Source organism: Nannocystis bainbridge (genome assembly GCF_028368995.1).
GTDB lineage: Bacteria > Myxococcota_A > Polyangia > Nannocystales > Nannocystaceae > Nannocystis > Nannocystis bainbridge.
In genome coordinates this window covers 1900106-1923780 of sequence record NZ_JAQNDL010000001.1, presented here as the reverse complement: position 1 = coordinate 1923780, position 23675 = coordinate 1900106, and the positions used below count along the sequence as shown (strand labels likewise).

At 73.2% G+C, this 23675-nt stretch carries 21 protein-coding genes; 11 read left to right on the top strand and 10 right to left on the bottom strand.

Going from position 1 to position 23675, the window contains the following annotated elements; all coding sequences use genetic code 11:
- The first annotated feature begins 29 nt into the window (after nucleotides 1-29).
- Nucleotides 30-317 (top strand): hypothetical protein, encoded by a 288-nt coding sequence (locus POL25_RS07460; protein ID WP_272085214.1) that lies wholly within the window; start codon nucleotides 30-32, stop codon nucleotides 315-317.
- Nucleotides 318-368: 51 nt separating this feature from the next.
- Here the strand turns inward: POL25_RS07460 and POL25_RS07455 are convergent, their stop codons facing one another.
- Nucleotides 369-1361 carry a hypothetical protein gene (locus POL25_RS07455; RefSeq protein ID WP_272085213.1) on the bottom strand — a complete coding sequence of 331 codons (993 nt, stop codon included), beginning with the start codon at nucleotides 1359-1361 and terminating at the stop codon, nucleotides 369-371.
- Between the two features lie 57 nt (nucleotides 1362-1418).
- Between POL25_RS07455 and POL25_RS07450 the strand changes: the two genes are divergently transcribed.
- Nucleotides 1419-1994, top strand: a complete 576-nt coding sequence (locus tag POL25_RS07450) for a 3'-5' exonuclease (protein WP_272085212.1) — start codon at nucleotides 1419-1421, stop codon at nucleotides 1992-1994.
- Entirely contained in the window at nucleotides 1991-2464 is a 474-nt protein-coding gene (locus POL25_RS07445) for a 3'-5' exonuclease family protein (protein WP_272085211.1), read from the top strand. Before POL25_RS07450 ends, POL25_RS07445 begins: the two co-directional genes overlap by 4 nt.
- 113 nt (nucleotides 2465-2577) lie before the next feature.
- Here the strand turns inward: POL25_RS07445 and POL25_RS07440 are convergent, their stop codons facing one another.
- Nucleotides 2578-3438 carry a PAS domain-containing protein gene (locus POL25_RS07440; RefSeq protein WP_272085210.1) on the bottom strand — a complete coding sequence of 287 codons (861 nt, stop codon included), beginning with the start codon at nucleotides 3436-3438 and terminating at the stop codon, nucleotides 2578-2580.
- A 102-nt stretch (nucleotides 3439-3540) separates the two neighbouring features.
- On the opposite strand from POL25_RS07440, the gene POL25_RS07435 reads away from it, so the two are divergent.
- On the top strand, nucleotides 3541-5373 hold the full coding sequence (locus POL25_RS07435) for a sodium:solute symporter family protein (RefSeq protein WP_272085209.1): 1833 nt from the start codon (nucleotides 3541-3543) through the stop codon (nucleotides 5371-5373).
- A 254-nt stretch (nucleotides 5374-5627) separates the two neighbouring features.
- On the opposite strand, the gene POL25_RS07430 is transcribed toward POL25_RS07435, so the two are convergent.
- From POL25_RS07430 to POL25_RS07420, 3 genes are all read right to left on the bottom strand, one after another.
- On the bottom strand, nucleotides 5628-8117 hold the full coding sequence (locus POL25_RS07430) for a PAS domain S-box protein (protein WP_272085208.1): 2490 nt from the start codon (nucleotides 8115-8117) through the stop codon (nucleotides 5628-5630).
- Nucleotides 8118-8713: 596 nt separating this feature from the next.
- On the bottom strand, nucleotides 8714-9184 hold the full coding sequence (locus tag POL25_RS07425; protein WP_272085207.1) for a nuclear transport factor 2 family protein: 471 nt from the start codon (nucleotides 9182-9184) through the stop codon (nucleotides 8714-8716).
- A gap of 922 nt (nucleotides 9185-10106) precedes the next feature.
- A complete protein-coding gene (locus tag POL25_RS07420; RefSeq protein WP_272085206.1) occupies nucleotides 10107-10325 on the bottom strand; it encodes a helix-turn-helix domain-containing protein in 219 nt (72 codons plus the stop codon).
- 1036 nt (nucleotides 10326-11361) lie between these two features.
- Between POL25_RS07420 and POL25_RS07415 the strand changes: the two genes are divergently transcribed.
- Nucleotides 11362-12528, top strand: a complete 1167-nt coding sequence (locus POL25_RS07415; RefSeq protein WP_272085205.1) for a serine hydrolase domain-containing protein — start codon at nucleotides 11362-11364, stop codon at nucleotides 12526-12528.
- Between the two features lie 53 nt (nucleotides 12529-12581).
- Here the strand turns inward: POL25_RS07415 and POL25_RS07410 are convergent, their stop codons facing one another.
- Together POL25_RS07410 and POL25_RS07405 are read right to left on the bottom strand one after the other, a co-directional pair.
- Entirely contained in the window at nucleotides 12582-13283 is a 702-nt protein-coding gene (locus tag POL25_RS07410) for an oxygen-binding di-iron domain-containing protein (protein WP_272085204.1), read from the bottom strand.
- A 145-nt stretch (nucleotides 13284-13428) separates the two neighbouring features.
- Nucleotides 13429-13986, bottom strand: coding sequence for a hypothetical protein (locus tag POL25_RS07405; protein ID WP_272085203.1), 558 nt, complete (start codon nucleotides 13984-13986; stop codon nucleotides 13429-13431).
- Nucleotides 13987-14191: 205 nt separating this feature from the next.
- On the opposite strand from POL25_RS07405, the gene POL25_RS07400 reads away from it, so the two are divergent.
- From POL25_RS07400 to POL25_RS07385, 4 genes are all read left to right on the top strand, one after another.
- The gene (locus POL25_RS07400; protein ID WP_272085202.1) at nucleotides 14192-15319 is read left to right on the top strand and encodes a hypothetical protein; all 1128 of its coding nucleotides are present in this window, start codon (nucleotides 14192-14194) and stop codon (nucleotides 15317-15319) included.
- Nucleotides 15320-15393: 74 nt separating this feature from the next.
- On the top strand, nucleotides 15394-15981 hold the full coding sequence (locus tag POL25_RS07395; RefSeq protein WP_272085201.1) for an RNA polymerase sigma factor: 588 nt from the start codon (nucleotides 15394-15396) through the stop codon (nucleotides 15979-15981).
- Complete coding sequence (locus POL25_RS07390; protein WP_272085200.1) at nucleotides 15971-16780, top strand: hypothetical protein; 810 nt, start codon at nucleotides 15971-15973, stop codon at nucleotides 16778-16780. Before POL25_RS07395 ends, POL25_RS07390 begins: the two co-directional genes overlap by 11 nt.
- Nucleotides 16781-17035: 255 nt before the next feature.
- A complete protein-coding gene (locus tag POL25_RS07385) occupies nucleotides 17036-18007 on the top strand; it encodes a hypothetical protein (protein WP_272085199.1) in 972 nt (323 codons plus the stop codon).
- Between the two features lie 105 nt (nucleotides 18008-18112).
- On the opposite strand, the gene sigJ is transcribed toward POL25_RS07385, so the two are convergent.
- Together sigJ and POL25_RS07375 are read right to left on the bottom strand one after the other, a co-directional pair.
- Nucleotides 18113-18997 carry an RNA polymerase sigma factor SigJ gene (gene sigJ, locus POL25_RS07380; protein WP_272085198.1) on the bottom strand — a complete coding sequence of 295 codons (885 nt, stop codon included), beginning with the start codon at nucleotides 18995-18997 and terminating at the stop codon, nucleotides 18113-18115.
- A 480-nt stretch (nucleotides 18998-19477) separates the two neighbouring features.
- Entirely contained in the window at nucleotides 19478-20389 is a 912-nt protein-coding gene (locus POL25_RS07375; RefSeq protein WP_272085197.1) for an alpha/beta hydrolase family protein, read from the bottom strand.
- A 219-nt stretch (nucleotides 20390-20608) separates the two neighbouring features.
- Between POL25_RS07375 and POL25_RS07370 the strand changes: the two genes are divergently transcribed.
- Complete coding sequence (locus POL25_RS07370; RefSeq protein ID WP_272085196.1) at nucleotides 20609-20944, top strand: winged helix-turn-helix transcriptional regulator; 336 nt, start codon at nucleotides 20609-20611, stop codon at nucleotides 20942-20944.
- 165 nt (nucleotides 20945-21109) lie between these two features.
- Here the strand turns inward: POL25_RS07370 and POL25_RS07365 are convergent, their stop codons facing one another.
- The gene (locus POL25_RS07365; RefSeq protein WP_272085195.1) at nucleotides 21110-22159 is read right to left on the bottom strand and encodes a DUF4241 domain-containing protein; all 1050 of its coding nucleotides are present in this window, start codon (nucleotides 22157-22159) and stop codon (nucleotides 21110-21112) included.
- Between the two features lie 118 nt (nucleotides 22160-22277).
- On the opposite strand from POL25_RS07365, the gene POL25_RS07360 reads away from it, so the two are divergent.
- Nucleotides 22278-23654: a mercuric reductase gene (locus POL25_RS07360; RefSeq protein WP_272085194.1), complete on the top strand. Its 1377-nt coding sequence runs from the start codon at nucleotides 22278-22280 to the stop codon at nucleotides 23652-23654.
- The last annotated feature ends 21 nt before the right edge of the window (nucleotides 23655-23675 follow it).

Sequence of the window (23675 nt, the reverse complement as noted above, 5' to 3'; positions counted from 1 at the left end):
TTTCGTACCAGGCCCGGCTGAACGCCTTCATGGACGGCATCGATCAGTACGACCGGCTCGATTCGCGCGAGGAGCTGGACGCCCGGCTCGAGCTGTTGCGGCAGGCCCATACCGAGGGCGCGGCGCTGGAGGCGAAGCTCGAGGGCTGGCCGGCCGAGGTGAAGGCGATCGTGAAGGGGCCGGACCGCGAGGAGTTCCTGGACGGCGAGCGAGAAGGCGGCTCGTCGTGGCGATCGACCTCGCGCGGTGATCCTCGCGGCGCTGTATGCATCACTCCGCGTCGCTTCGCCGCCGCGGTGATGCTCATAGTGCTGTGATGCGCTCCTCGCTGCTGCGGTGATTCACGCGCTTGCGCGCGTCACCATGATTCACGCCTCGCGGCGCTGCTGGCGTTCGACGCGGGCCAGCAGCTCGTGGTCGCCGAGGCGCCCGGCGATCGCGTGGGCGCGGGCCCGGGCGCCGTCACCCGCGGGCGAGCCCTGGATGCGCGCGACCAGCAGCAGGCCCATCGCCCGCAGGCGGGTGTAGCCGCCGTCGCCCGCGTGCTCGCAGGCTCGCAGGGCCAGGCGCAGCGCCTCGTCGGGGCGGCCGGCGCGGAGGTAGCCGAACGCCAGCCCGGCGTCGCGGCGGTAGCTGGCGAATGGATGGACATCGATGGTGGGCAGCGCCTCGAACAGCGCCAGCGCGGCCGCGTGCTCGCCGGCGCGGTTGCATTGATAGGCGCGCTGGTCGAGCAGGCGCGCGTGGAAGCAGGCCGCGTCGGCGGGCGCGAGCGTGGCCGTCGCCAGCATTTTCTGGGCGGCGTCGAGGGCCGGGTGGACCGGCTCGCCGCGCTGGCTGGTGGCGTAGGCCTGGACCAGCGCCAGCTCGACGCGGGCGTCGTCGTGGCCGGCCAGGCCGGCCAGCGCGGCGCTGGCCTTCGTCAGCTGGGCGCTCGCCTCGTCGAGCCCGCGGGCCCGCAGCGCACAGCTGGCGTGGCCGAGATGCAGCCACACGCGCGCGCGCGAGGTCGACACCGGCGGCCGGTCCCACAGCCGCAGCTGATCGACGCACAGCGGCAGCGGCAGGTCGCCGAACGGGCTGTGATAGAGGCCCATCCAGCGCACCCGCGACTCGACCGACGTCGGCACCCCGAACACCCGCAGCAGGCGCTGGCCCCAGATCCCGCCGTCGAGCTGGCCGCGCCGCCGCAGCCGCCGCAGCGCGCGCTCGATCGACGCCACGTCGTCGCCGGGCGCCTGCTCGATCAACTTCCACGCGACCGCGGCGAGCGTGCCGTGCTCCTCGATCAGCGCCGCCAGCAGGTCGCCCCAGGTGAAGCCCGCGGCTTGTCCGGAATCCTGTCCGCCCTCGTCGGCCACGCCGACACTATACCTGGCCGCGAAAGGAAGCTTTGCCACCGCGCAGCCCGTAACACCATGTCCGAGACCATCCACCGCTACCTCGTCGTCGACCTCGAGGCGACCTGCGACGATCAAGGCGCCGTGCCGCGCGAGGAGAGCGAGATCATCGAGATCGGCGCCGTCCTGGTCGACGCGGCCACGCTGGCGCCGATCGCCGAATTCCAGACCTTCGTGCGCCCGCGGGTGCACCCACGGCTGTCGCCGTTCTGCGTCGAGCTGACGACGATCACCCAGGCCGACGTGGCCGGCGCGCCGCCGTTCCGCGCGGTCGCGCCGAAGCTGGCCGCGTTCGGGCAGGGCGCGCTGTTCTGCTCGTGGGGCGGCTACGACCGCAACCAACTGGCGCGGGACGCCCGGCGCGCCGGCGTGCGCGCGCCGCTCGGGCCGGGCCACCTGAACCTCAAGGAGGCGTTCGCCCGGGCCGCCGGCGAGGCCCAGAGCGGCACCTACGGGGCGCTGCGCCGCGTCGGGCTCGAGCCGACCGGGACGCACCACCGCGGCATCGACGACGCGCGGAACATCGCCCGCCTGCTGCCGTACGCGCTCGGCCGCGCGGCGATCCCGGCGCGCGGGGCCCGGAGGCCGCGATGAGCCGCGACCGACCGTGGATCATGGTCGACGTCGAGACCTCGGGGCCGATCCTCGGCCATCACTCGCTCACCGAATTGGGCGCGGTCGTCGGCACGCCGGAGCGCGGGGTGATCGATCGCTTCGAGGTCCTGATCGCGCCGATCGGGGAGGCGGTGCGGGCCAGCCGCGGGTCGTTCGCGCGGGCCCAGAAGGACGGCCTGCCGCCCGCGGAGGCGATGCGCCGGTTCGCCGAATGGACGCTGCCGCACCGCGAGCGGCGGGCCAGCTTCATCGCCCGCCCGGCGGCGTTCGACTGGCCATGGGTCGTCTGGTACGCGTGGACCTTCCTCGGCGACAACCCGTTCGGCTTCAAGGCGGTGTGCGCGTCGTCGTGGTTCGAGGCCCGCGGCCGGATCTTCCGCGTCGACCTGCCGCACCGCGCGGTCGACGACGCCGACATCCAGCTGCGCCACTTCTTCGCCCACGGGTGAAGTCAGGCGAATCGGACATGTTTTGAAGGGCATGTCCGCGAGGTCATGCCCGATAGTACATGTCTGCAAGGGCATGCCCGAGAGGACATGGCCTTTCTTTCCAAACGAGAAGCTCAGGCGCGGCCGGCGGTGGCTTCGCGGACGGCGTCCTGCAGGGTCGCGCGGACTGCGATGCCGGTCGGCTCGATGGCCAGGGACGCCAGCGCGGCGGCGACGGCGGGGCGCAGGCCGGTCCACACCAGGCGGGCGCCGAGCAGGCCGGCGGCGCGGGCGGTGCGGGCCAGGCCGGCGGCGGCGGCCTCGTCGATCTCGGCGACGCCGGTGAGGTCGACGATCGCCACCCGGGCGCGCGCGGACGCGAGGCCTTGCAAGAGGGTCTCCAGCGCCTGGTCGAGGCGGGCGGCGTCGAGGCGGCCGATCATCGGCATGACGAGGATGTCGTCGCGGATCGGGATCAGCGGGGCCGACAGCCGCAGCAGCGCGGACTCGTGCTCGCGCAGCAGCTGTTGCTGGCGCAGGTTGTCGCGCAGGGCCTGCTCGTGGCGGACCTGGTCGGTGATGTCGCGGGCGACCACGAGCACCGAGTTGGTGGTCAGCGGGGAGGCGTTGGCGCTGAACCACAGCTCTTCGCCGGCGATCGTGCGGCTGTAGACGGTGTTGATGACGCGGCCCTCGCCGAGGGCCTGGCGGATGTCGGCGAGGAACATGTCGGCCTGGGCCGGCGGCATGACCTCGTGCATGGTCTTGCCGAGGAACTCCGGCGCGGGCTTGTAGCGCGAGCCGGGGGCGGTCTCCGGCAGCCGCAGGTAGCGGCCGTCGCGGTCGACGATCAGCACGGCGTCGGTCATCCCGGCGAACATGGCCCGCAGCTCGGCCTCGCTGGCCCGCAGCGCCGCGGCCTCGGCCTCGAGCTCGGCGACGCGCCGACGCAGGCGCGCGAGCTCGGCGGGCGGGGTCTCGGCGGGGTCGGTCATGCGCGCGGCGACTGTATCGCAACTCGCGCCCGCGGCTCAGCGCGCTGGTCCGGTGTGCAGCGGGTTGCTCGGGCGGGCGGCCCGGACCAAACCCTCGTGCGCGTGCTCGACCTCGTCCTCGTCCTCGCCTTCGTCGCCTACTCGGTGAGCGCGGGCCTGCGGGCGCGCCGGCTGGCCTCGCGCGATCTCGGCGAGTTCTTCCTGGCCGGCCGCACCCTGCGCGGCTGGCAAGCGGGCGCGAGCATGGCCGCGACGCAGTTCGCCGCCGACACCCCGCTGCTCGTCACCGGGCTGGTGGCGGCCGGCGGGCTGTCGCAGCTGTGGCTGCTGTGGATCTACGGGCTGTCGTTCCTGCTGCTGGCGTACGTGTTCGCCGGGCCGTGGCGGCGGGCGCAGGTGGTGACCGACGCGGAGCTGGTCGAGCTGCGCTACGGCGGCCGCGGGGCGCTGGCGCTGCGCGCCTGCAAGGCGCTCTACTACGGCGGGGTGCTCAACGGGGCGGCCCTGGCGATGGTGGTCGTCGGCGCGGTCCGCTTCACCGAGGTGTTCATGCCGTGGCACGCGTGGCTGCCCGAGGCGTGGTTCCAGCCATGGGTGACGCTGGTGGGGGCGTTCGGCGGAGGGTTCGTGGCTGTCGGTGGGGCGTCACCCGAGGTCGCCGGCGCCGACGCGCTGCTGAGCCTCGTCGTGCTGCTCGGGTTCACGGCGCTGTACTCGCTGACCGGCGGGCTGCGGGCGGTGGTCGCGACCGACGTGGTCCAGCTGGCGATCATGTTGATCGGCACGGCGCTGTACGCCGGGGCGGTGCTGGTGGCGGCCGGCGGGCCGTCGGGCATCACCGCGGCGCTGGTGGCCCACCACGGCGAGGCGCAGGCGACGGCGTGGCTGTCCCTTTGGCCAGGTGAGGAGATCGGCCCGGCGCTGCTGGTGGTGCTGGTGCTGCCGTGGCTGTTCCAGGCCAGCGCCGACGGCACCGGCTACCTGGCCCAGCGCTGCATGGCCTGCACCGACGAGACCGAGGCCCGCCGCGCGGGGCTGCTGTTCGCGTGGCTGCAGATCGTGATCCGCAGCGTGCCCTGGGTGATCACGGCGCTCGGGCTGCTGGTGCTGCTGCCCCCGGGGCCAGGCCCGGTCGATGTCGCCGCGCGCGAGCAGACGTTCGTGCAAGGCATCGACCTGCTGCTGTCGCCGGGGGCGCGCGGGCTGATGCTGGTGGCGATGCTGGCGGCGCTGGCGTCGACGATCGATACGCACCTCAACTGGGGCGCGAGCTATTGGAGCCACGACGTCTACGGCCGCTTGTGGTGCGAGGCGCTGCGCGGGCGCAAGCCGTCCGGCCGCGAGCTGGTGTGGGTGGCCCGGGCGGCCAACGTGGGGCTGCTGGTGGTGGCGTTGATCCTGGCGGCGAAGGTGGGATCGATCCAGTCGGCGTGGCACGTGAGCCTGCTGTTCGGGGCGGGGATCGGCGCCGTGCTGATCCTGCGCTGGCTGTGGGAGCGCATCAATCTGTGGTGCGAGTTCGCGGCGATCGCGGTCAGCCTGGTGCTGGCGCCCGCGCTGCTGGCGTGGTCCGAGGACGCGCACTGGCGCCTGGCTGTGATGGCGGTGAGCTCGACGACGGTCACGATCCTGGTGGCCCTGTTCACGAAGCCGACGGAGGTCGGGGCGCGGGTCGAGTTCTTCCGCCGCGCGCGCCCGCCAGGCTTCTGGGGCTGCACGGCGAGCGCCGCGGGCGAGGACCCACGCGCTCCGCGGCAGGCGCTGGCGCGCGCGCTCGGGCACGTGCTGCGCGACGGGCTGGCGCTGTACCTCGCGCTCTACGGGGCGGTGCGGGTGCTGTTCCCGCTGCCCGGCGAGGGGCGGGTGGGGGCGATCGCGGCGCTGGTGGTCTCGGCGGCGCTGGTGGTGTGGTCGCGGCGGTCGCGGGTCGAGTGATTCGCCGCCCGGCACGGGCGCGGCGAGGCGGCGGAGTGTGGTGATTCGCGGGTAGAATGAGGCGGGGTGTAGTGATTCGTGGGCGGGGCGAGGAGGCGGAGTGGGGTGATCCTAGGGTAGAGCGAGGATGTGGTGTAGCGATTCGTGGCCGAGCGATGAGGGGGAGTGGGGTGATTCTCTGGCAGAGGGGAGGCGGGGTGTCGGGATTGGCGGGCGCGTCCATGCGAGGCGGGTGTGGTGATTCGAGCATCGCGTCAGGGCGACGGTGCGGCGGGCAGGGCGATGGCGGTGACCGGCGGGGCGTGGTGCGGCAGGCGGACGTGGAAGGTCGAGCCCACGTCGGGCACGCTCTCGACGCTGACCGAGCCGCCCATGGCCTCGGCGGCGTGGCGCGTGACCCATAGGCCGACGCCGAAGCCGCCGTAGTGGCGGCCGGACACCGCGCGCTCGAACCGCTGGAACACGCGGGCCTGGTCCGCGAGCGAGATGCCGATCCCGCGGTCGCGCACCGACAGGACCACGTGCTGGGGCCCGGTCACCAGGCCGATGTCGATCGGCTTGCCGGCGCCGTACTTGAGGGCGTTGGACAGCAGGTTGCGGACGATCTGCTCGACGCGGGTGCGGTCCCAGTGACCTTCGATGCACGCCGGCATGTCGAGGTGGATCGGGCAGCCGGCGCGGGCGAGCTGCTCGGCGAAGCCGTCGGTGGTCTCGCGCACGAGCGCGACGAGGTCGAGGCGCTCGGGGACGAGGTCGAAGCGCCCGTCGGTGATCGTCGAGACGTCGAGGAGCCCCTCGACGAGCCGGTGCAGCCGCTCGGCCTGGCGCACGAGAGCGTGCACCTTGGGCGCGATGTTCGCGGCGGGCAGCGGGCCGGGCTCGCGGCACTGCTGCTCGAGCCGGCCGAGCTGCAGCATCAGCGGCGTCAGCGGGGTGCGCAGCTCGTGCGAGGCGACGGCGATGAACTCGTCGCGCTTGCGCAGCGCGGTCTGCATCTCGCCGTAGAGCCGGGCGACGTCGAGCGCCTGGGCGATCCGCAGCGCCAGCTCCTCGGCCAGCGCGAGGTCGTCGGCGTCGAAGACCCGCGTGCTCGCGCCGAGCACGAGGACGCCGAGCCGCTCCGAACGGGCCGTCAAGGGCACCACCACGGTCGAGCGGTAGCGCAGGCGCTCGGTGAGGGGCTCGCCGCCCGGCATGCCCGGCAGCGCCGGGGTCCGGCCGTCGAACTGCACGACCGTGAACCGCACCTCGCCGTGCTTCACGAGCGTGAGCAGCTCGCCGCGGGCGTCGCAGCGCCGCCGCACCAGCTCGTGATAGCTCGCCTCGAGCTCGAGGTCCCCGGCGGCGACGGCGACGGGGTGCGAAGGGCCGAACTCGCCGCGCTCGTCGAGCAGCTCGACGACGGCGAGGTCGGCGGCGGCGGGGACGAATTGGCGGACGACCTCCGCGAGCGAGTCGATGGCGTCGAGCGAGGCCGCGAGCTGTTTGCTGGCCTCGGACAGCAGGACGGCGCGGCGGCGGGCGGCCCGCTCGACCCGCAAGAGCCGCTCGTTCTCCGCCTCGGCGTGCTTGCGCCCGGTGATGTCGAAGAACGAGGTGACGACGGCGCTGGGCTGCTGGGTGCCGGCGAGGAACAGCGGCCGCGAGTTGATGGAGATCCAGGTCAGCTGACCGTCGGGCTTGTGCACGCCCATGATGACGCCCGACAGCGGCTCGCCCGACTGCAGGGTGGCGGTCGCGGGGTGGGCCTCGCCCGGGAACGGCGAGCCGTCCTCGTGGACCGCATACCAGCGCGGGTCGAGCGAGGTGCGACCGAGCATCTGGTCGCGCGTCAAGCCGAGCAGGCGCTCGGCGCTGGCGTTGCAGGTGTGGATGGTGCCGTCGCGGCCCTGGAGCACCATGCCCTCCTCGAGCGCGGCGATCGAGGTCCGGTAGCGCTCCTCGCTGGCGCGCAGGGCCTCTTCCTGGCGCTTGCGCTCGCTGATGTCGAGGACGCCGCCGAGCATGCGCGTGGGCCGGCCGTGGGCGTCGCGCAGCACCCGGCCGCGGGCGAGCACCCACGCGATCGCGCCGTTGGCCCGCACGATGCGGTACTCGAGGTCCTGGAAGCTGCCGACGATCAGGCTGCGGCGCACGTCGGCGTCGACGCGGGCGCGGTCGTCGGGGTGGATCCATTCGCACGCCTCGGCGTAGTCGGCGGGCGGGCCGCCGCGGCCGTGGATCCGCACCATCTCGGCGTCCCACACGAGCTCGCGGGTGTGCACGTCGAGGTGCCACATCCCGAGGCCGGAGGCGGCGGCGGCGAACTCGAGGGTGTCCCGCTGCTCGCGCAGCCGCTGCTCCATCCGCGCGCGCTCGGTGACGTCGCTGGCGATGAGGGTGAGGGCGACGACCCGACCGTCGCTCCGGACCGGGCCGACGCGGGTGTCGTAGCGCCGGAGCTCGCCGCCGACGGGGGCGAGCGCCTCGAAGAAGCCGGGCTCGGCGGTGTCGACGACCCGGCGAAAGCAGGCGCGGGCCGCCTCGTGTGATTCGGAGGCGAGATAGGTGAACACGCTGCGGCCGATGAGGCCGATCGTGGCGTGCTGCGGGGAGATCCGGTTGGTGAAGCGAATGATGCCCTCGGGCGAGACCATGGTCACGTAATCGGGGCTGCTCTCGAGCAGCGAGAACAGGACCGGCGAGACGCGCTCGAGCTCCGCGAACACGGAGGAGGACGGTTCTGGCGGGAGGAGTGTGGACACGAGACCACTCCAACAATAACGAGCGCCCGACCGGGCCCGCACCCTAAAATAAGGGTAAAGCGCGCGCCGCAACCGTTCGTCGCCCGACTCCGCCGCCCGGACCGCGGCGCGGTCCGGTCCGCGCCAGGTCCGCTCGCGGCGCTCCGTCGCGCGCGCCGGATCAAGACCGGCTCAAGCGGGGCCGCCTCCGCGCGCGTGCGATGGCCGCGCCCGCCGGGCCGGCGTTGTCATGAGATGACCGAAGAGACAGACGATGGCGCAGGCGGAGCTCGCTCTGCCGCTGCGGCGACGCGTCGGCGACAGCCTCGCGGTCGGGCCGCTCTGCGCGGCGTGCACCACGATGATGTCGCGCGGGCGCCGGCTCGACCTCCGGGAGCACGTGGCCAGGCCTCCGGACGCGAGCGGCCGCGGCGAGGTGGGCGGCCGCTGGTCGAGGCGCCGCGTCAGGCCGGTGATCCGTCCGGCCCGTCGATGGGCAGCGAGGCGACTCCTCGACGGTCGCAGTCCGACGGAGGCACGCGGACGCTGCGGCGCCCCGAACCCCCGCTCGCATCGTCGCGCGGTGAGGTGGCCCGCCGCGCGACCGATGCCCCGGGTCAGAGGCCGAGGTCGGACAGGCCCGGGTGGTCGTCGGGGCGGCGACCGAGCGGCCAGTGGTATTTGCGATCGGCGGCGGCGATCGGCAGGTCGTTGATGCTGGCGTGGCGCCGCGTCATCAGGCCGCTGGCGTCGAACTGCCAGTTCTCGTTGCCGTAGCTGCGGAACCACTGGCCGGAGTCGTCGTGCCATTCATAGGCGAAGCGCACGGCGATCCGGTCGCCGGCGAAGGCCCACAGCTCCTTGATCAGGCGGTAGTCGAGCTCGCGCGCCCACTTGCGCTCGAGGAACCGGCGCACTTCCTCGCGGCCGACCGGGAACTCGGCGCGGTTGCGCCAGCGGGTGTCTTCAGAGTAGGCCCGGGCGACGCGCTCGGGGTCGCGGGTGTTCCAGGCGTCCTCGGCGGCGCGGACCTTCTGGCGGGCCGTCTCTTCGGTGAACGGGGGCAGCGGCGGGCGAACGTCGGACATGCCCGTGCTTTGCCGGGGAACGCCCGGTCTGTCAACCCTGCCGCAGGCGGTGCGGGGTTTGGCGGGGGCTCGCGGGCGCCGGGAGCGGTGAGATCGGAGAAAGATGCGGCTGCGCCGGGACATGTCCTGAGGAGCATGTTTTGAACGATGCTCTTGAAGTACGCGCGACACTCGGCGAGCTGCTGTCAGGCCCGGCGTCGGTGATTTCCGCCGCAGGCGGTGCGGGGCTTGGCGGGGGCTCGCGGGCGCCAGGAGCGGTGAGGGCGGAGATCGGAGAAAGATGCGGCTGCGCCGGGACATGTCCTGAAGAGCATGTTTTGAACGATGCTCTCAAGTACGCGCGACACTCGGCGAGCTGCTGTCAGGCCCGGAGTCGATGGTATCTGCCGCAGGCGGTGCGGGGTTTGGCGGGGGCTCGCGGGCGCCGGGAGCGGCGAGACAGGGCGGGGATCGGAGAAAGATGCCGCTGCGCCGGGACATGTCCTGAAGAGCATGTTTTGAACGATGCTCTCAAGTACGCGCGACACTCGGCGAACTGCAGCCAGGCCCGGAGTCGAGGCTGTGGATTGGCCGGATACGAGGCATGGAGGTGACCGGTAGACATTGGGGGACTCGGACTTCGGCGACGATCGGGTACGCTGATCGTCACGGTCGTCGCAATCGGCTGGGCACGGAGATGTGGCCGGCAGTTTTGCTATTGAAGTGGTTCGGTCCCCGGCGAACGGGGTCGCGGTGAATGAGAGCGTATGGAAGGTTCGGCTTCGCGCTTCGTTCGCAAGGCAGCGCCGCTCGAGTGAGGAGGTCGAGGGGCGCGTGCATTGCGGATAAAAAGCGCGCGACCTCGCGCTCCGACGGCTCGAGAACCCGACGCGGACGAATCGCGCGCACCGGCCGGTGTGCGCGCATTCGACCGCGCCACGGCTCACGAAACTCCGGTCGGGCCCGAGGCGCTGCCGCGCGGCGGGACGGCGCCGCGGGTCCAGTCGAGGCGCAGCTTGATGATGCGCCGCTTCATGGCGTGACGGGTGATACCGAGGAGTTTGGCGGCGCCGACGATGTTGCCGGCCCGCTCCAGCGCCTCGAGGCAGAGGCGCCGCTCGGCGTTTTCCAGGTTGAAATCTTCAAGGATGAACTGAGGCATGCCCAGGTTTGTAGCGCGCGACCATGGTCTGGCGCGGATCAAGCCAGGCTGAATATCGGCGCGCGAGAGCGTGCGTCGATGTCGGGTCCGACAGGTGCCGGGCGATCCACGCATGCGGACGGCGTATTGGGGTGAGCCGTCGCGTTCCCGAGCGAGCCGGACCGTCGAGGGTGATTCGCGGACCGACAAAGGTCGATGCATGCAGTCATGGCTGTGGGTGATGCGATGCGGGTCCGAGCCGTACGGAGGAGCGTTGATTCGCGGGGAGGCGGGTGCCCGCGATCGCGGCTGCCGGGAGAGCCGATGTGGATCCGGTTCGCGGAGGGTTTTGTGGTCGAGGGGTTTGCAGGCGTTACCGCCTCGATCGTCAGGGTAGCGTGTCACGAGCACTGCGTGGATCGAGCGAGCGGAGTCCGGCGATTGGCGAGGCTGCCCAGCGACGCAGCGCGTCTCACCGTAATCGAGGGATTGCAGGCGTTTTCCCGGATCGGTCGTCAGGGGGTCGTGTTCTCGGATGTCTGGGATGGATCGAGCGGAGCCCGGCGATTGGCGAGGCTGCCCGGCAGCGCAGCGCGTCTCACCATTCGCAAGCGTGTCGGGGAGATCGCACGGATCTCCACGCTCCTCGTGCGAAGGCGCGAGCAAGGTGCAGCGGCGATCGTGCGAGGGGCCGGGATGATGAAAAGGACATGTCTTAAAAAGCATGTCCTGAAAGTCATGACGTTTCAGGGTCGGTGGACTCATAGCGAGTGCGCGACGGTTGGATCCGCCGCGCGCAAGCTCGACGTCTTCCTCGCCGTGTCTCGCCGATGAGGCGGTCGCCCAATCGCATCGAGTCACGTGAAACGTGTTGCCAGTCGCGTCCAGGAGCGCCGCCGGGGTCGCAGGTGTGTGTGATAGGTCATGCCTGGCGAGCGAGCCGCACCGATGAGTCTCGGGGCGGGCGGCGGTCTACCCCCTGCAAGGCCAAAGAAAGGCGAGGAGACGAATGGAGCGAGACACCCGAAGAAAATTCTCGGAGACCAGGCTCGAGCGTGTGCGCGAGGGGATGGCCGGCTACGTCGAGCGCGGCGAGGTGCCGGGGCTGGTGGCGGTGGTGAGCCACGGCGACGAGGTGCACACCCTGGCGCTCGGGGCCCTGGCGCTGGGCGGGCCGCCGGTCCGGCGCGACAGCATCTTCCGCATCAGCTCGATGACCAAGCCGATCACCGCGGTGGCGACGATGATCCTGGTGGAGGAGTGCAAGCTGCGGCTCGACGACGCCGTCGACGCGTGGATGCCCGAGCTGGCCGAGCGCCAGGTGCTGCGGGCGATCGACGGGCCGATCGAGGACACGGTCGCCGCGGCGCGGCCGATCACGGTCCGCGACCTGCTGACGTTCAGGCTCGGCTTCGGGATGCTGATGGCGCGCCCGGACGCGTACCCGATCCTGCGCGCAGCCGCGGCGCTGGGGCTCGGAGCGGGCCCGCCGGCGCCGGCGGAGGTGCCGCCCGGGGACGAGTGGCTGGCGAAGTTCTCGCGGCTGCCGCTGATGTACCAGCCGGGCGATCGGTGGCTCTACAACATGGGCTCGGAGCTGCTGTCGATCCTGATCGCGCGCGCGTCGGGGCAGCCGTTCGCCGAGTTCCTGCAGGCGCGGATCTTCGCGCCGCTGGGGATGAAGGACACGGGGTTCTTTGTGCCGGAGGCGCAGATCGATCGCCTGGCGACGAGCTACTGGCCGGGGCCGGACGGGACGCTGGGGGTGTACGACGAGGGCCGCGGCGGGCAGTGGAGCCGGGCGCCGGCGTTCGCGTCGGGGGCGAGCGGGCTGGTGTCGACGGTCGACGATTATCTGGCGTTCGCGCGCATGCTATTGGCCGGCGGGACGCTCGCAGGGCAGCGGATCCTGTCGCGGCCGTCGGTCGAGCTGATGACGACCGATCACCTGACGCCGGCGCAAAAGGCCAAGTCGGGCTTCTCGCCGGAGGACTTCGCCGCGAGCGGCTACGGCTTCGGGGTGTCGGTGGTGACGCGCCGCGACGAGGCCCACGCGCCGATCGGGCAGTACGGCTGGGACGGCGGGCTCGGCTCGCAGTGGCGCAGCGATCCGCAGGAAGGCGTGATCACGCTGCTGCTGACGCAATGCATGTGGTCGTCGCCGCAGCCGCCGCCGGTGTGCCGTGATTTCCTGGCGCTGGCGTATCAGGCGATCGACGATTGATACGAGAGGCAGGATCCCCGCATGGCGCGCTCGCCATGCGGGGCCTGTGATCTTCAAGGCGCGGCGCCGGCGAGCGTGGTGGCGAGGGTGCGGAGCAGCGCGCCGCCGTCGCCCTGCCACGCGCTGCCGTGCATGCAGGCGAGGGTGGTCGGCCCGGTGCTGGCGAGGCGCTCGAGGATCGCGCTCTGGCGGCGGCCGTGGGCGAAATAGTCCATCTGGGCGCGGAAGGCCTCGCTGGGCCCGAGGATGTCGCCCTCGGTGAGCGGGACGTCGCAGCCGCCGCTCTGGGTGAAGAGGTCGCCGCACAGCAGGGTCCGGGTCTCGCGCTCGAACAGGTAGCCGCACTCCCAGCCGTGCGGCACGTGCGGGGCGTCGAGCCAGGTGACGCTGTGGCGGCCGAGCGTCAGCGATTCACCGTCGGCGAGGGCGCGCGGCGGACGATCGGCGAGGTCGGTCATCGAGACCAGGGCCGCGACCTGGCTGCACACCGGCGCCGCGTGCGGGGCGACGGCCAGGAGTTGGTTGAGCGCGCCGCACTCGTCGGCCTCGACGTGCGAGAAGCCGATCCAGCGCAGTCGATCGAGCGCGACGACGCGGGCGATCGCGGCCCGCACGCTGTCGAACAGCCCGCGCGGCCCGGTGTGGAACAGCAGCGGCTCGTCGTCGACGACCAGGTATTGATTGAAGTTGAAGCCCGGGACCTCGGTGTTCAGGCGGAAGATCCCCTCGGCCACCTCGTCGACTCGCGTGTCCATCGCGCACCTCCGGGCCGCAGTCTAGCGTGATCGCGGAGGGTCGCGCGCTCGCGGGGCGGCGGACCGCGAAGATCGGAGATCCAGCGCGCGGCGAGGTTGCGCGCCACAGCTCCATCCGCAGGCCGCGGGGGCTCTGCCCGGGGGTTCACGGGGCGAGGTGCGGATCGGTGCAGGTCGTCTTCGTGATGACCTTGCGCGGGCGCTTCACGACGATCTCGACCTTCGCGGGGTCGACGGCGCCGAGCGAGCGGATGGGCGTCGGCTCGGGGGGGTGCGGCTGGCCGCAGCCCTCGAGGCAGGTGCCGCGCTTGACCACGCGGCGGATCTCGACCTCCGGCAGCACGACCACGATCGTCCAGCCGTCGCCGCGGCGATGGTAGCGGTGCTCGGCCGCGACGAGGCAGCCGCACGGCTCGTCGACGGCGCACGGCTGCTCGAGGAAGCCGAGCTCGTCGCTGCCGTCGCGGAGGACCAGGCGCGGATCGGTCTCGAGGGGGCGCCAGCGCGGCGGACCGGGCTGCGGCTGCTCGTGGTCGACGATCGCCGGCGGGTCCACGGTTGGAGCGGAGAGCGGCGCTTCGTCGGTCACGGCGGCCGCGTCGGTGTCCGCGGGGCCCTGCTGGAGCGGGCCAGGGCGGGCATGGGTGCAGGCGGCGACCAGCGCGACGGTCAGCGCGGGCCGGAGCGAGGCGGCGCGGAGCATGGCTCCGAGGGTAAGAGACCGGGCCGGCGACCGCCAGAGCACGTGGTCTTTCGGACATGTCGGATGGGGCATGTCGAAAGGGGCAGGGACGGGGTCGGGAGCGAGCCGTCGCCCGGGGTGCGGCGGGTTTCGTGGTGCGCGCGCTGGCGATCGGTCGCGTCTGCGTTTGCATCACCCGGCGGCTCACGTATCCTGCGGCGACCGCATGGGTCGGGCATCGCTCTCACGCCGCGCGCCGGGGCTGCTCGCCCTGTGCGTGGGCATGGGCGCGGCGGGGGGCTCGGGGGCCGCGTCGCCGCCGGGCGCGGGGGAGGTGCCCGCGGCGGCTGGCTCGGGGGCCGCGTCGCTGCCGGCGATCGTGTGGGACGCGCCCCCGGGTTGCCCGGACGGGGCGGCGCTCACGGCCGAGATCTCCCGTCACCTCGACCCCACGAGCGCGCCGGCGCCGACGGGCAGCATCCGCGTGCAGGCGCGCCCGAGCGGCGAGCGCTGGCACGTGGTGGTGGCCATCGAGGCGGAGGGGCGCACGCAGGAGCGCACGCTGGCGGTCGCCAGCTGCGACGCGGCGGTCCGTGCAGCGGCGTTCGTGATCGCCATCGCCGTCGATCCGGCGCAGCGCGAGCCGCAGGACGTCGTGCCCGCGCCGCCGGCCCCGGCCGCCAGCGCGCCCGGGCCCGACGAGGCCGGGCCCGCGGCGCCGAGGCCCGCGGTCGCGCCCGTGGGGCCGCCGACGCCCGAGGAGGCCGGTCCGGAGCCGATCGCGGAGGACCCGGCGATCCCCGCCGCCGGGGCGCCGCGGAAACCGAAGAGGCGAGCGGTCCGCGGCCTGGTCCAGTTCGGGCCCGGCGTGCAGGCGGGCATGCTGCCGGTGAGCGCCGGCCTGGCCGCGGCGGTCGGGCTGATGTGGCGGCGGGCGCGGCTGACGGCCGGCTACACGCGGTGGTTCGAGGCCGAGGTGCGGCGCGGGGGCGAGCCGGCGTTCGGGGCCCAGTTCGCGGTGCACGCGGGGCAGCTGCGCGGCGGGCCGGTGCTGCGCGCGGGGCCGCTCGAGCTGCCGCTGCAGGTCGGCCTCGAGCTGGGGGCGCTGCAGGCCCGGGGCGTGGGCGGCGACACCAACTACGAGGCCACGACGCTGTGGGGCGCGGTGACGGCGGGGGCCGGGCTGGCGTGGGCGCCGCGGGCGCTGCGAGGGTTCGCGGCGCTGGTGGTGCTGGCAGAGGCTGCGATCTCGCTGCGGCGGCCGCGGTTCGAGTTCGCCGGCGGCCGCGAGCTCCACCAGGTCGGTCCGGCGGCGTTCCGCGGGTTCTTGCTGGTCGAGGCGCGGTTCCCGTGAGCGATCGTGCGCCGGGCCAAAAAATCGTGCGTCGGGGTTAATGCGATCGGGCGCCGGCGGAAAAGACTGGTCCGGTGAGCAAGACGCTCGACACGCCGCTGACGTCGGCCGGCTTCGCGGCCGGGCCGGCGATCGAGTGCGGCGCGCCGAGCGTGCGCGAGGTGTTCACCCGCCACCTCGGCACGGTGTGGCGGATCGCCCGCGCGCTCGGGGTCGCGGCCGATGAGGCTGACGATGTCGCCCAGGAGGTGTTCCTGGTGGTGCACCGCCGGCTGCACACGTTCGAGCCGTCGCGCTCGCTGCCGGCGTGGCTGTTCGGGATCACCCGCAACGTGGTGCTGATGCGCCAGCGGGCCCACACGCGCCGCGAGCGGCGGCTGTCCGCGGTCGAGCCGCCGGCGCCGCCGCGCGAGCCGGAGGCGTCGCTGGAGCTGCAGCAGGCGGCCGCGTTCATGCAGGAGTTCCTCGACGGGCTCGACGAGGACAAGCGCGTGGTGTTCCTGCTGGCCGACGTCGAGGGGCTGACCGCGTCGGAGATCGCCGAGGCGCTCGAGATCCCGCTGGGCACGGTGTTCTCGCGGCTGCGGGCCGCGCGGATCAAGCTCGAGCAATTCAGCCAGCGCCTGCGCGCTCGCTCCGTCCGGAGGCCGCATGACCGATGAATCGCCGTCCGCTCGCGCGCTGATCGCCGCTTACCGGGCCTGTGCGCGCCCGTCCGCCGCCGCCGAGGCGCAGCTGTGGGCGACGCTCGCGGCGGCCGAGCGGGACGGACCGCGGGGCCGCGAGGACCGGCCGAGCCGCGCGCCGTGGCTGGCGCTGGCGGCCGGGCTGCTGCTGCTGGCGGCCTGGCAGCTCGACCTGGCCCGCATGTTCGTGCCGGGACAGGTCCTTCAGGACATGCGGCACCAGGCCGAATACGACGCCGCGGGGCCCGATTCGCAGGACGCGAGGATCCGGGCGGACGGCGAGGGCGGGCCGCGCGAGGCGGGCACGCCCGAGCTCGAAGGGCAAAAGCTGGTGGTCACGCCGCCGCGCGAACGGGCGGCGGGCCAGGGGCGCGGGGCGCAGGCGGGGGCGAGGGGGCGCGCGGCGAGCAGGGCCGAGAGCGGGACCGGGGCCGCCGAGGCGGCCGAAGGCGGCGACGAGGCGGTCGCCGAGGGGGACCGCATGCTGGCCGAGATGGCGCTGCTGCAGCAGGCCCGAGCGGCCCTGCGCGGCGGGCAGCCGGGCGCGGCGCTGGCGGTGCTGGAGCGCCACGCCGAGGAGTTCGCGGACTGCTGCATGCTCGAGGAGCGGCAGGCGCTGCGGGTGCAGGCGCTGTGCGCTGCGGGCGAGGCGGCGCGTGGGGCCGTGGAGGCGGCGGCGTTCTTGCGCGCCCACCCGCGCTCGACGTACGCCGGGCGGGTGGCCTCGGCATGTCCCGAAGGGCATGCCCCTAAGGACAGGTCGAAGGACCTCTGAGGCGACGCATGCGACGGTCGGGCGGCGCGGACGGAATCCGGGTGTGGGCGCGAGGCGCCGGCGCGGGGACGCTGACGAGGGCAGAGGATCGCCGCGCGCGTCGGGGCGGGCGGCGCTTCGGGACGGCCGCTCGCTGTCGCGGGGCGCGCCGCTCGCCGACTCGTGGGAGTGCGCGCGAGCGTCGATGCATTCGGGGCGACGAATGATTAATGCGGAGAGCAGCCGGCGGCCAATCTCCATCCGAGGACCATGAACATGCGTCATTCCACATCTCCTTTCATCACGCGCGCGGCCGGCCTCCTGTTCAGCGGGTTGGCGCTGGTCGCCTGCGATCCGAAGATCCTGCTCGGCGAGTTCGGCGACAGCGAAGGCCCGCAGAGCACGGGCGGCGGCGACGGCACCGAGGGGCAGAGCTCGAGCAACGGCGGCACCGAGGGGCAGAGCTCGGGCGGCAGCCAGGGGTCGAGCGAGGGCGGGTCGAGCGAGGGCGGGTCGAGCGAGGGCGGATCGAGTGAATCGGACAGCGGCGGCGAGACGACCGGCGAGACGACCGGCACCACCGGCGGCGGGAACGAGTGCAGCGTGTGGCATCAGGACTGCCCGTGGGGGCAGAAGTGCACGCCGGCCGGCAACGACGGCCCGTCGTGGAACGAGTGGCGCTGCGTCGACCTCGACCCGAACCCGCAGCCTGTCGGCGACAGCTGTCACGTGGTCGGCGGCCCCACGAGCGGCGAGGACGACTGCGAGATCGGCGCGGTCTGCTGGGACGCCGACCCGGTGACCGGCGAGGGCACCTGCGTGGCGCTGTGCGGCGGGACGCCGCAGTCGCCGAGCTGCGCCGCGGGGCACCACTGCGCGGTGCTCAACGAGGGCATCCTGAACATCTGCCTCGCCAACTGCGATCCGCTCCTGCAGAACTGCGAGGGCACCGACGCGTGCTTGCCGCTCGAAGACGAGTTCGTGTGCGTCCTCGACGCCAGCGGCGCCGAGGGGCAGGCGTTCGACCCGTGCGAGTTCCTCAACGCCTGCGATCCCGGCCTGTTTTGCGCCGATCCGGCGCTGGCCAGCGAGTGCTCGCAGACGGAGGCGGGCTGCTGCCTGCCGTTCTGCGTCCTCGACGACCCCGACTTCTGCCCGGGCGTCGACCAGGTGTGCATCCCGTGGTACGCGCCGATGACGGCCCCGCCGGGGTTCGAGGACGTGGGCGTGTGCGGGCTCGAGCCGTGAGGCGCGGGTGGCGTTCATGACATGTCCGAAGGGGCATGTCATGAGCGCCGATGATATGTCTTGATGTACATGTCGTTTCGAGCATGTCCGATGAGACATGGAATATCAGCCGTCGAGGTCGCCGAGGTCGAGCCTCCCGAGGCGCTCGGGATCGACGAGGGCGTCGATGGCGGCGATCTTGCCGGCCTTGACGACGAAGCTCATGACCGAGAACGGCTCGCCGCCGGGGGCGACGACGGCCCCGGCGGCGCCGTTGACCACGGCGGGGCGGACGAACGGGGTCATCGCGGCGAAGCCGAGCGAGTGCTCGGCGACGGCCTGCGGGCCGCGGGCGACGACCGAGACCTCGGCGCGCGCGGTGCCGCCGTCGGCGCGGAGGATCACGTCGGGGTCGAGCAGGGCGACGAGGGCCCCGAGGTCGCCGGCGCGGGTGGCGGCGAAGAAGGCGGACACGACCTCGCGCTGACGGGGGAGGTCGGGGTCGGGCACGGGGGCGGCGGCGCGGACCCGCCGGCGCGCGCGGCTGGCCAGCTGCCGCGCGGCTTCGGGCGTGCGCCCGCACAGCGCGGCGATGGCGTCGAACGATACGCCGAAGCTGTCGTGGAGCACGAACGCGAGCCGCTCGGCAGGCGCGAGCTCGTCGAGGACGACGAGCAGCGCGAGGCCGACCGACTCGGCCAGCAGGGCGTCGCGCTCGGGGTCGACGCCAGGCTCGCGGCGCACGACCGGGTCGGGCACGTGCGGGCCCAGCGGCTCCTCGCGCCGGGTGCCGCGCGCGCGCAGCAGGTTGAGGCAGATCCGCGCGACCACGGTGGTGAGCCACGCGCGCAGGTCGTCGACGGCGGCGGAGTCGGTGCGGGCGAGCCGGAGCCAGGCGTCCTGCACGGCGTCGTCGGCCTCGCTCAGCGAGCCGAGCATGCGGTAGGCGACGCCCCGCAAATAGGTCCGGTGCGCCTCGAAGCGGGTCGCCAGGCAGTCGCGCTGTTGCATCGGTCAGGTCCCTCGGTCGCGGTCTCGTCGAGGGAAGACCCGCGAGGCCGCGCCGATGTGACCGCGAGGCCGCGCGCACGGGCGGTGCTGCTGGTGAAAACGAGGCGGGTGGAAGTGAGCAGGCTCATGGGGGGACCCGGCGTGGCACCCGAGCGCGGAGGTTCGACATGTCCGAAAGGTCATGTCGATCGGCAGGGCGCGCGTCGGCGAGCATGCGCGAAGGTGAGGCCTCGTCGGCCGCGAGGCGGCGGCTAGAATTGGCGCGGGAGGAGGGGCCATGAAGACGAAGAGCAAGGTCAAGGCCGGCACCAGTCACCACGGCTGAGCGCCCCGCCGAGCGCCCCGCCGAGCGCCCCGCCTGCGGGGCGCTCGTTGATTTTTGCGGTCGCGGGGGTGCGGGCGAATCGGATGTCCTCGAGGACAGGTCGTCGGAGGATGTTCGGCGCTCGGATGTCACTATCCGCCGGGTCGACCTGCCGGTCAGGCCTTGCCGTCGAGGCGTGCCGGCGGGCTCGGGTCCGCCGCGAGCTGGCGGCGCGCCTCGTCCCACGCTGGATCGTCCGGCTGGAGGGCGCTGCGCAGGTACGCGTAGGTGAGCCGCTGGACGGCTTCGACGCGCTCGGGGCTTTCGTCGGTGGTCTCCGTGACGCGGTCGCCGGAGATGCCGCCGAGCATGTGCTCGCCGGCGAAGACGGTCAGGAGCCAGTCGGCGCCCGGGCTCAAGATGAAGGGATCGGCGAACCAGTCGGGGCCGCGGACGGTCAGCGGCGAGCGGTCCGCGTCGCCCGCGACGACGAGGACCCGCGTCGTCATCTCCGCGTAGCTCTGGTCGAGGTAGGGCGTGTGCTCGCGGGCGAAGGCGCTGAGGTCGGCGCCACCGCGGCCTGCGGCGCAGAGGAGTACGCCAGCGCAGATCCGCGGGTCGGACAGGTCCTCGCCGGGGCGACCGTCGGGCCCGACCATCCGCGCTCCGAGCAGCAGGCTCGTCGTGTGAGCGCCGAACGAGTGACCCGCGGCGGCGATGCGCCCGCGATCGATGCGCCCGGCGAGCCCGGGCACGGCCTGCTCGAGCGTTTCGAGCCCGTCGAGCGTGCGCTTGACGTCTTCGACGCGGATGCGCCAGACCTCGGGTGCGCGCGGGTCATGCTCGGCCAGGGCCACCGTGCGCGAGTCGAGGAACGTCGGCTGGATGACGACGAGGCCGCGAGCCGCCCAGTACTGCGCGAGCGGTGCGTAGGCGTCGCAGGAAGAAGCGAAACCGTGCGAGAAGACGACGACCGGCAAGCGATCGCCGCGCACGGGCGCGGACACGCGGAGCTGGAGATCGACGCCGCGGCCCGGGGCCGGGAGCACGAGCGGAGCGACGGAGACGACGGGATGCAGGGCGGGCATGAGCGTATTGCCTGCCGGGGTTGGCTGGTCCATGAGCGGCGTTGCCTTTCTCGCGCGCGAGCGTTCGGATCGCGGCGCCGTCTGCATGGTACGGTCGGCGCGAGCGAAGAGAAGACGGCACCTTTCACGCAGCAGCGCACCTCGAGGTAACGATTGGCCAGATCCGGCACGAAGACGGCGCCGCCCACGATGCGCCTGTGCGAGACGGAGGAGTCCCGGGTGGTCCGCGAGCTCATGGGCAAGCTCGGGGACAAGTGGAGCGTCCTGCTCGTCGTGATGCTGGCGAAGGCGCCGGGGCAGCGCGCCCGCTTCTCCGAGCTGCAGCGGATGCTGACCGGCATCTCGCAGCGGGTCCTGACGACGACGCTGCGAGACGCCGAGCGCGACGGCTTCGTCGCGCGCGAGGTGTTCGCCGAGGTCCCTCCGCGCGTCGAGTACGAGCTCACCGAGCTCGGCCGCAGCCTTCTGGGGCCGATGGAACACCTCGCGCGCTGGATCGGCGAGCACTGGCCCACGATCGCCGCGGCGCGGGAGCGGTTCGACCGCCGCGGATGAGGCACCGGCTCGCTGCAGCCGCGGCGGCGCCGCGGGTGCCGGGCCCGGAGAACGCGGCCGCCGTGCTGCGCGCGACGGTATGCCCCGAGGGGCATGCTCTCAGGGTAATGTCTTCAAGGGCATGTCTCTGGGAGCATGTCTCCGAGGGCATGTCTTGGAGTATCGTCAGCGCGCGCGCTTGAGCGGCAGGTAGTGCAGGACCGCTTGCTCGAGCGCGTCCCAGCCGGCGGCGTAGGAGGCGCCGATGCGAGTTGCGTGGACGAAGGCGGCGTCGCCGACGGCGACGCCCTCCTTCCAGTCGATCGGCACCCCGGCCTTGCGGTGCTCGTTGCCGACGTCGAGCGTCGAGCGGCCGCGGGCCCAGCGGAACTGGGTGGTGAAGAGGTGGCGGCCGGTGGCCGAGCCGAGGACCTCGAAGGCGAGGCCGTCGCGCGTGTACACGAGCTTGAGCTCGCCGTCGGTCTTGCCCTTGTAGGTCGCCTCGGGGCCGGTGAAGCCGCGCGCGCGCAGGCCGGCCCCGAGGTCGCGATCGACGGCGGCGACCAGCGGCGCGAACGTCTCGGCGAGCCTGGCCTGCCTGTCGTCGGCGGTCTCGGGCTCGGGGAAGCAGCGGAAGCTGGTGACGACGCACACGGGCCGGTCGTCGGCATCGAGGCCGAACCAGGTCGGGTAGTGGCCGTCGCCGTCGCCGGAGCGGAACAGCACGACGTTGTCGTCGGCCTGCGGGTCGGGGCGGTGGCTGACCCACGCGCCGCCGTTGGCGGCCAGCTCGGGGCCGATGCGGTCGTAGGCGTTGTCGGCGTCGAGCTCCCGCAGCCGGCGCAGGGCGACCTCGTCGGCGAAGCAGCCGAGCCCGGTGCCGACCGGATAGCCGAAGGTCTCGCGCGGGCCGAGCGTGGCGGGGTCCTGGCCGGCGATCGTGGCCATCTCGAAGCGCAGGGCGGGGGCGTCGCGCAGACGGAGCTCGGCGAAGCCGATCGCGCCGCCCGCTTTGGCGACGTAGAGGACCACGGGGTAGCTGCCGGGCGCGAGGACGCGGGAAAACGGCGGGCGCTCGGGCTGCACGAGGGCGTCGCAGGCGACGAGGCGGCCGCTGGCGAGCACGAGCGGGCCGGCGACGAGCACGTCTTTGAGGCCCGTGGCCCGCTTGCCGGCGAGGTGCGCGGCGCGGAGCGGGACGAAGGCGTTGGGCAGCGGGTAGCGTGGCGAGGTCATGCTGCCGGTGACCTTATCGCAGGCGCGGGGGGCGGACGAGCGGCGCCACGAATGCGGCACTTCGCAATCGGGTGGCCGGCCGGTTGCCGCGCTCGGCTTCGCGGTCACCATCCGGGCGATGGACGGCTACGACGTGGTGATCCTCGGCTCGGGTCAGGCGGCACGACCCCTCGCGCTGGCGTTCGCCGCGGCCGGTCGCCGGGTCGCCTTCGTCGAGCGCGAGCACCTCGGCGGCACCTGCATCAACACCGGCTGCACGCCGACCAAGACGATGGTGGCGAGCGCCCGGGTGGCCTACCTGGCGCGCAGGGCCGGCGATTTCGGGGTGCGCGCGCACGCGGTGAGCGTCGACATGACGCGGGTGCGCGAGCGGACGCGCCGGATCGTCCGCCAATTCGTCGACTCGAGCCGCGCCGCCCTGGTGGCCCAGCCGGCGATCGATCTGCTGCTCGGCGCCGGCCGCTTCGTCGGCCCGCGCCAGCTCGAGGTGCGCTTGAACCACGGCGGGGTGCGCCAGATCGCCGGCGAGGTGATCGTGATCGACACCGGCGCGCGCACCCAGGTGCCCCGGCTCGAGGGCCTCGAACAGGTGCCGTGGCTCGATCACGCGGGCATGCTCGAGCTGGCCGTCGTGCCGGAGCATCTGCTGGTCCTCGGCGGCGGCTATGTCGGCCTCGAGTTCGCGCAGATGTTCCGCCGCTTCGGCAGCCGGGTGACGATCGTGCAGCGCGCGGCGCAGCTGTTGCCCCGCGAGGACGCCGACGTGGGGGCGGCGATCGGGGCGGTGCTGGCGACCGACGGGATCGAGATCTGGCTGTCGAGCCAGGCGCGGCGGGTCGCGAATCAGGGCCAGGCGATCGCGCTCGTGTGCGACACGCCGGGCGGCGAGCGCTCGCTCGTCGGCTCGCACCTGCTGGTCGCCACCGGTCGCACGCCCAACACCGAGGCGCTGGACCTGCAGGCGGCGGGGATCGAGGTCGACGCCGGCGGCCACGTGAAGGTCGACGAGCGGCTGGCGACCAGCGCCCCGGGGGTGTTCGCGGTCGGCGACGTCAAGGGCGGGCCGGCATTTACGCACATCGCCTACGACGATCACCGGATCTTGCGCACCAACCTATTGGAGGGCGGGCAGGCGACGACGCGCGGGCGCATGGTGCCGTATGTGGTGTTCACCGATCCGGAGCTGGCGCGCATCGGCCTGTCCGGGGCCGACGCGCGCCGCGAGGGCCGGGACATCCGGGTCGCGCGCATCGGCATGGACCAGGTGGCGCGCGCGCTCGAGATGGACGAGGCCCGCGGGTTCCTCGAGGTCGTGATCGACGCGCGCAGCCAGCAGATCCTCGGCGCGACGATCCTCGGGGTCGGGGCCGGCGAGCTGATGGCGGTGATCGAGGTGGCGATGATGGGCGGGCTGACGGCCCCGGCGCTGCGCGACGCGACCTTCGCCCACCCGACGCTGGCCGAGTGCCTCAACACGGTGATGGCGGCGCGCTGAGGCGCCGCGCGAATGTCGTCA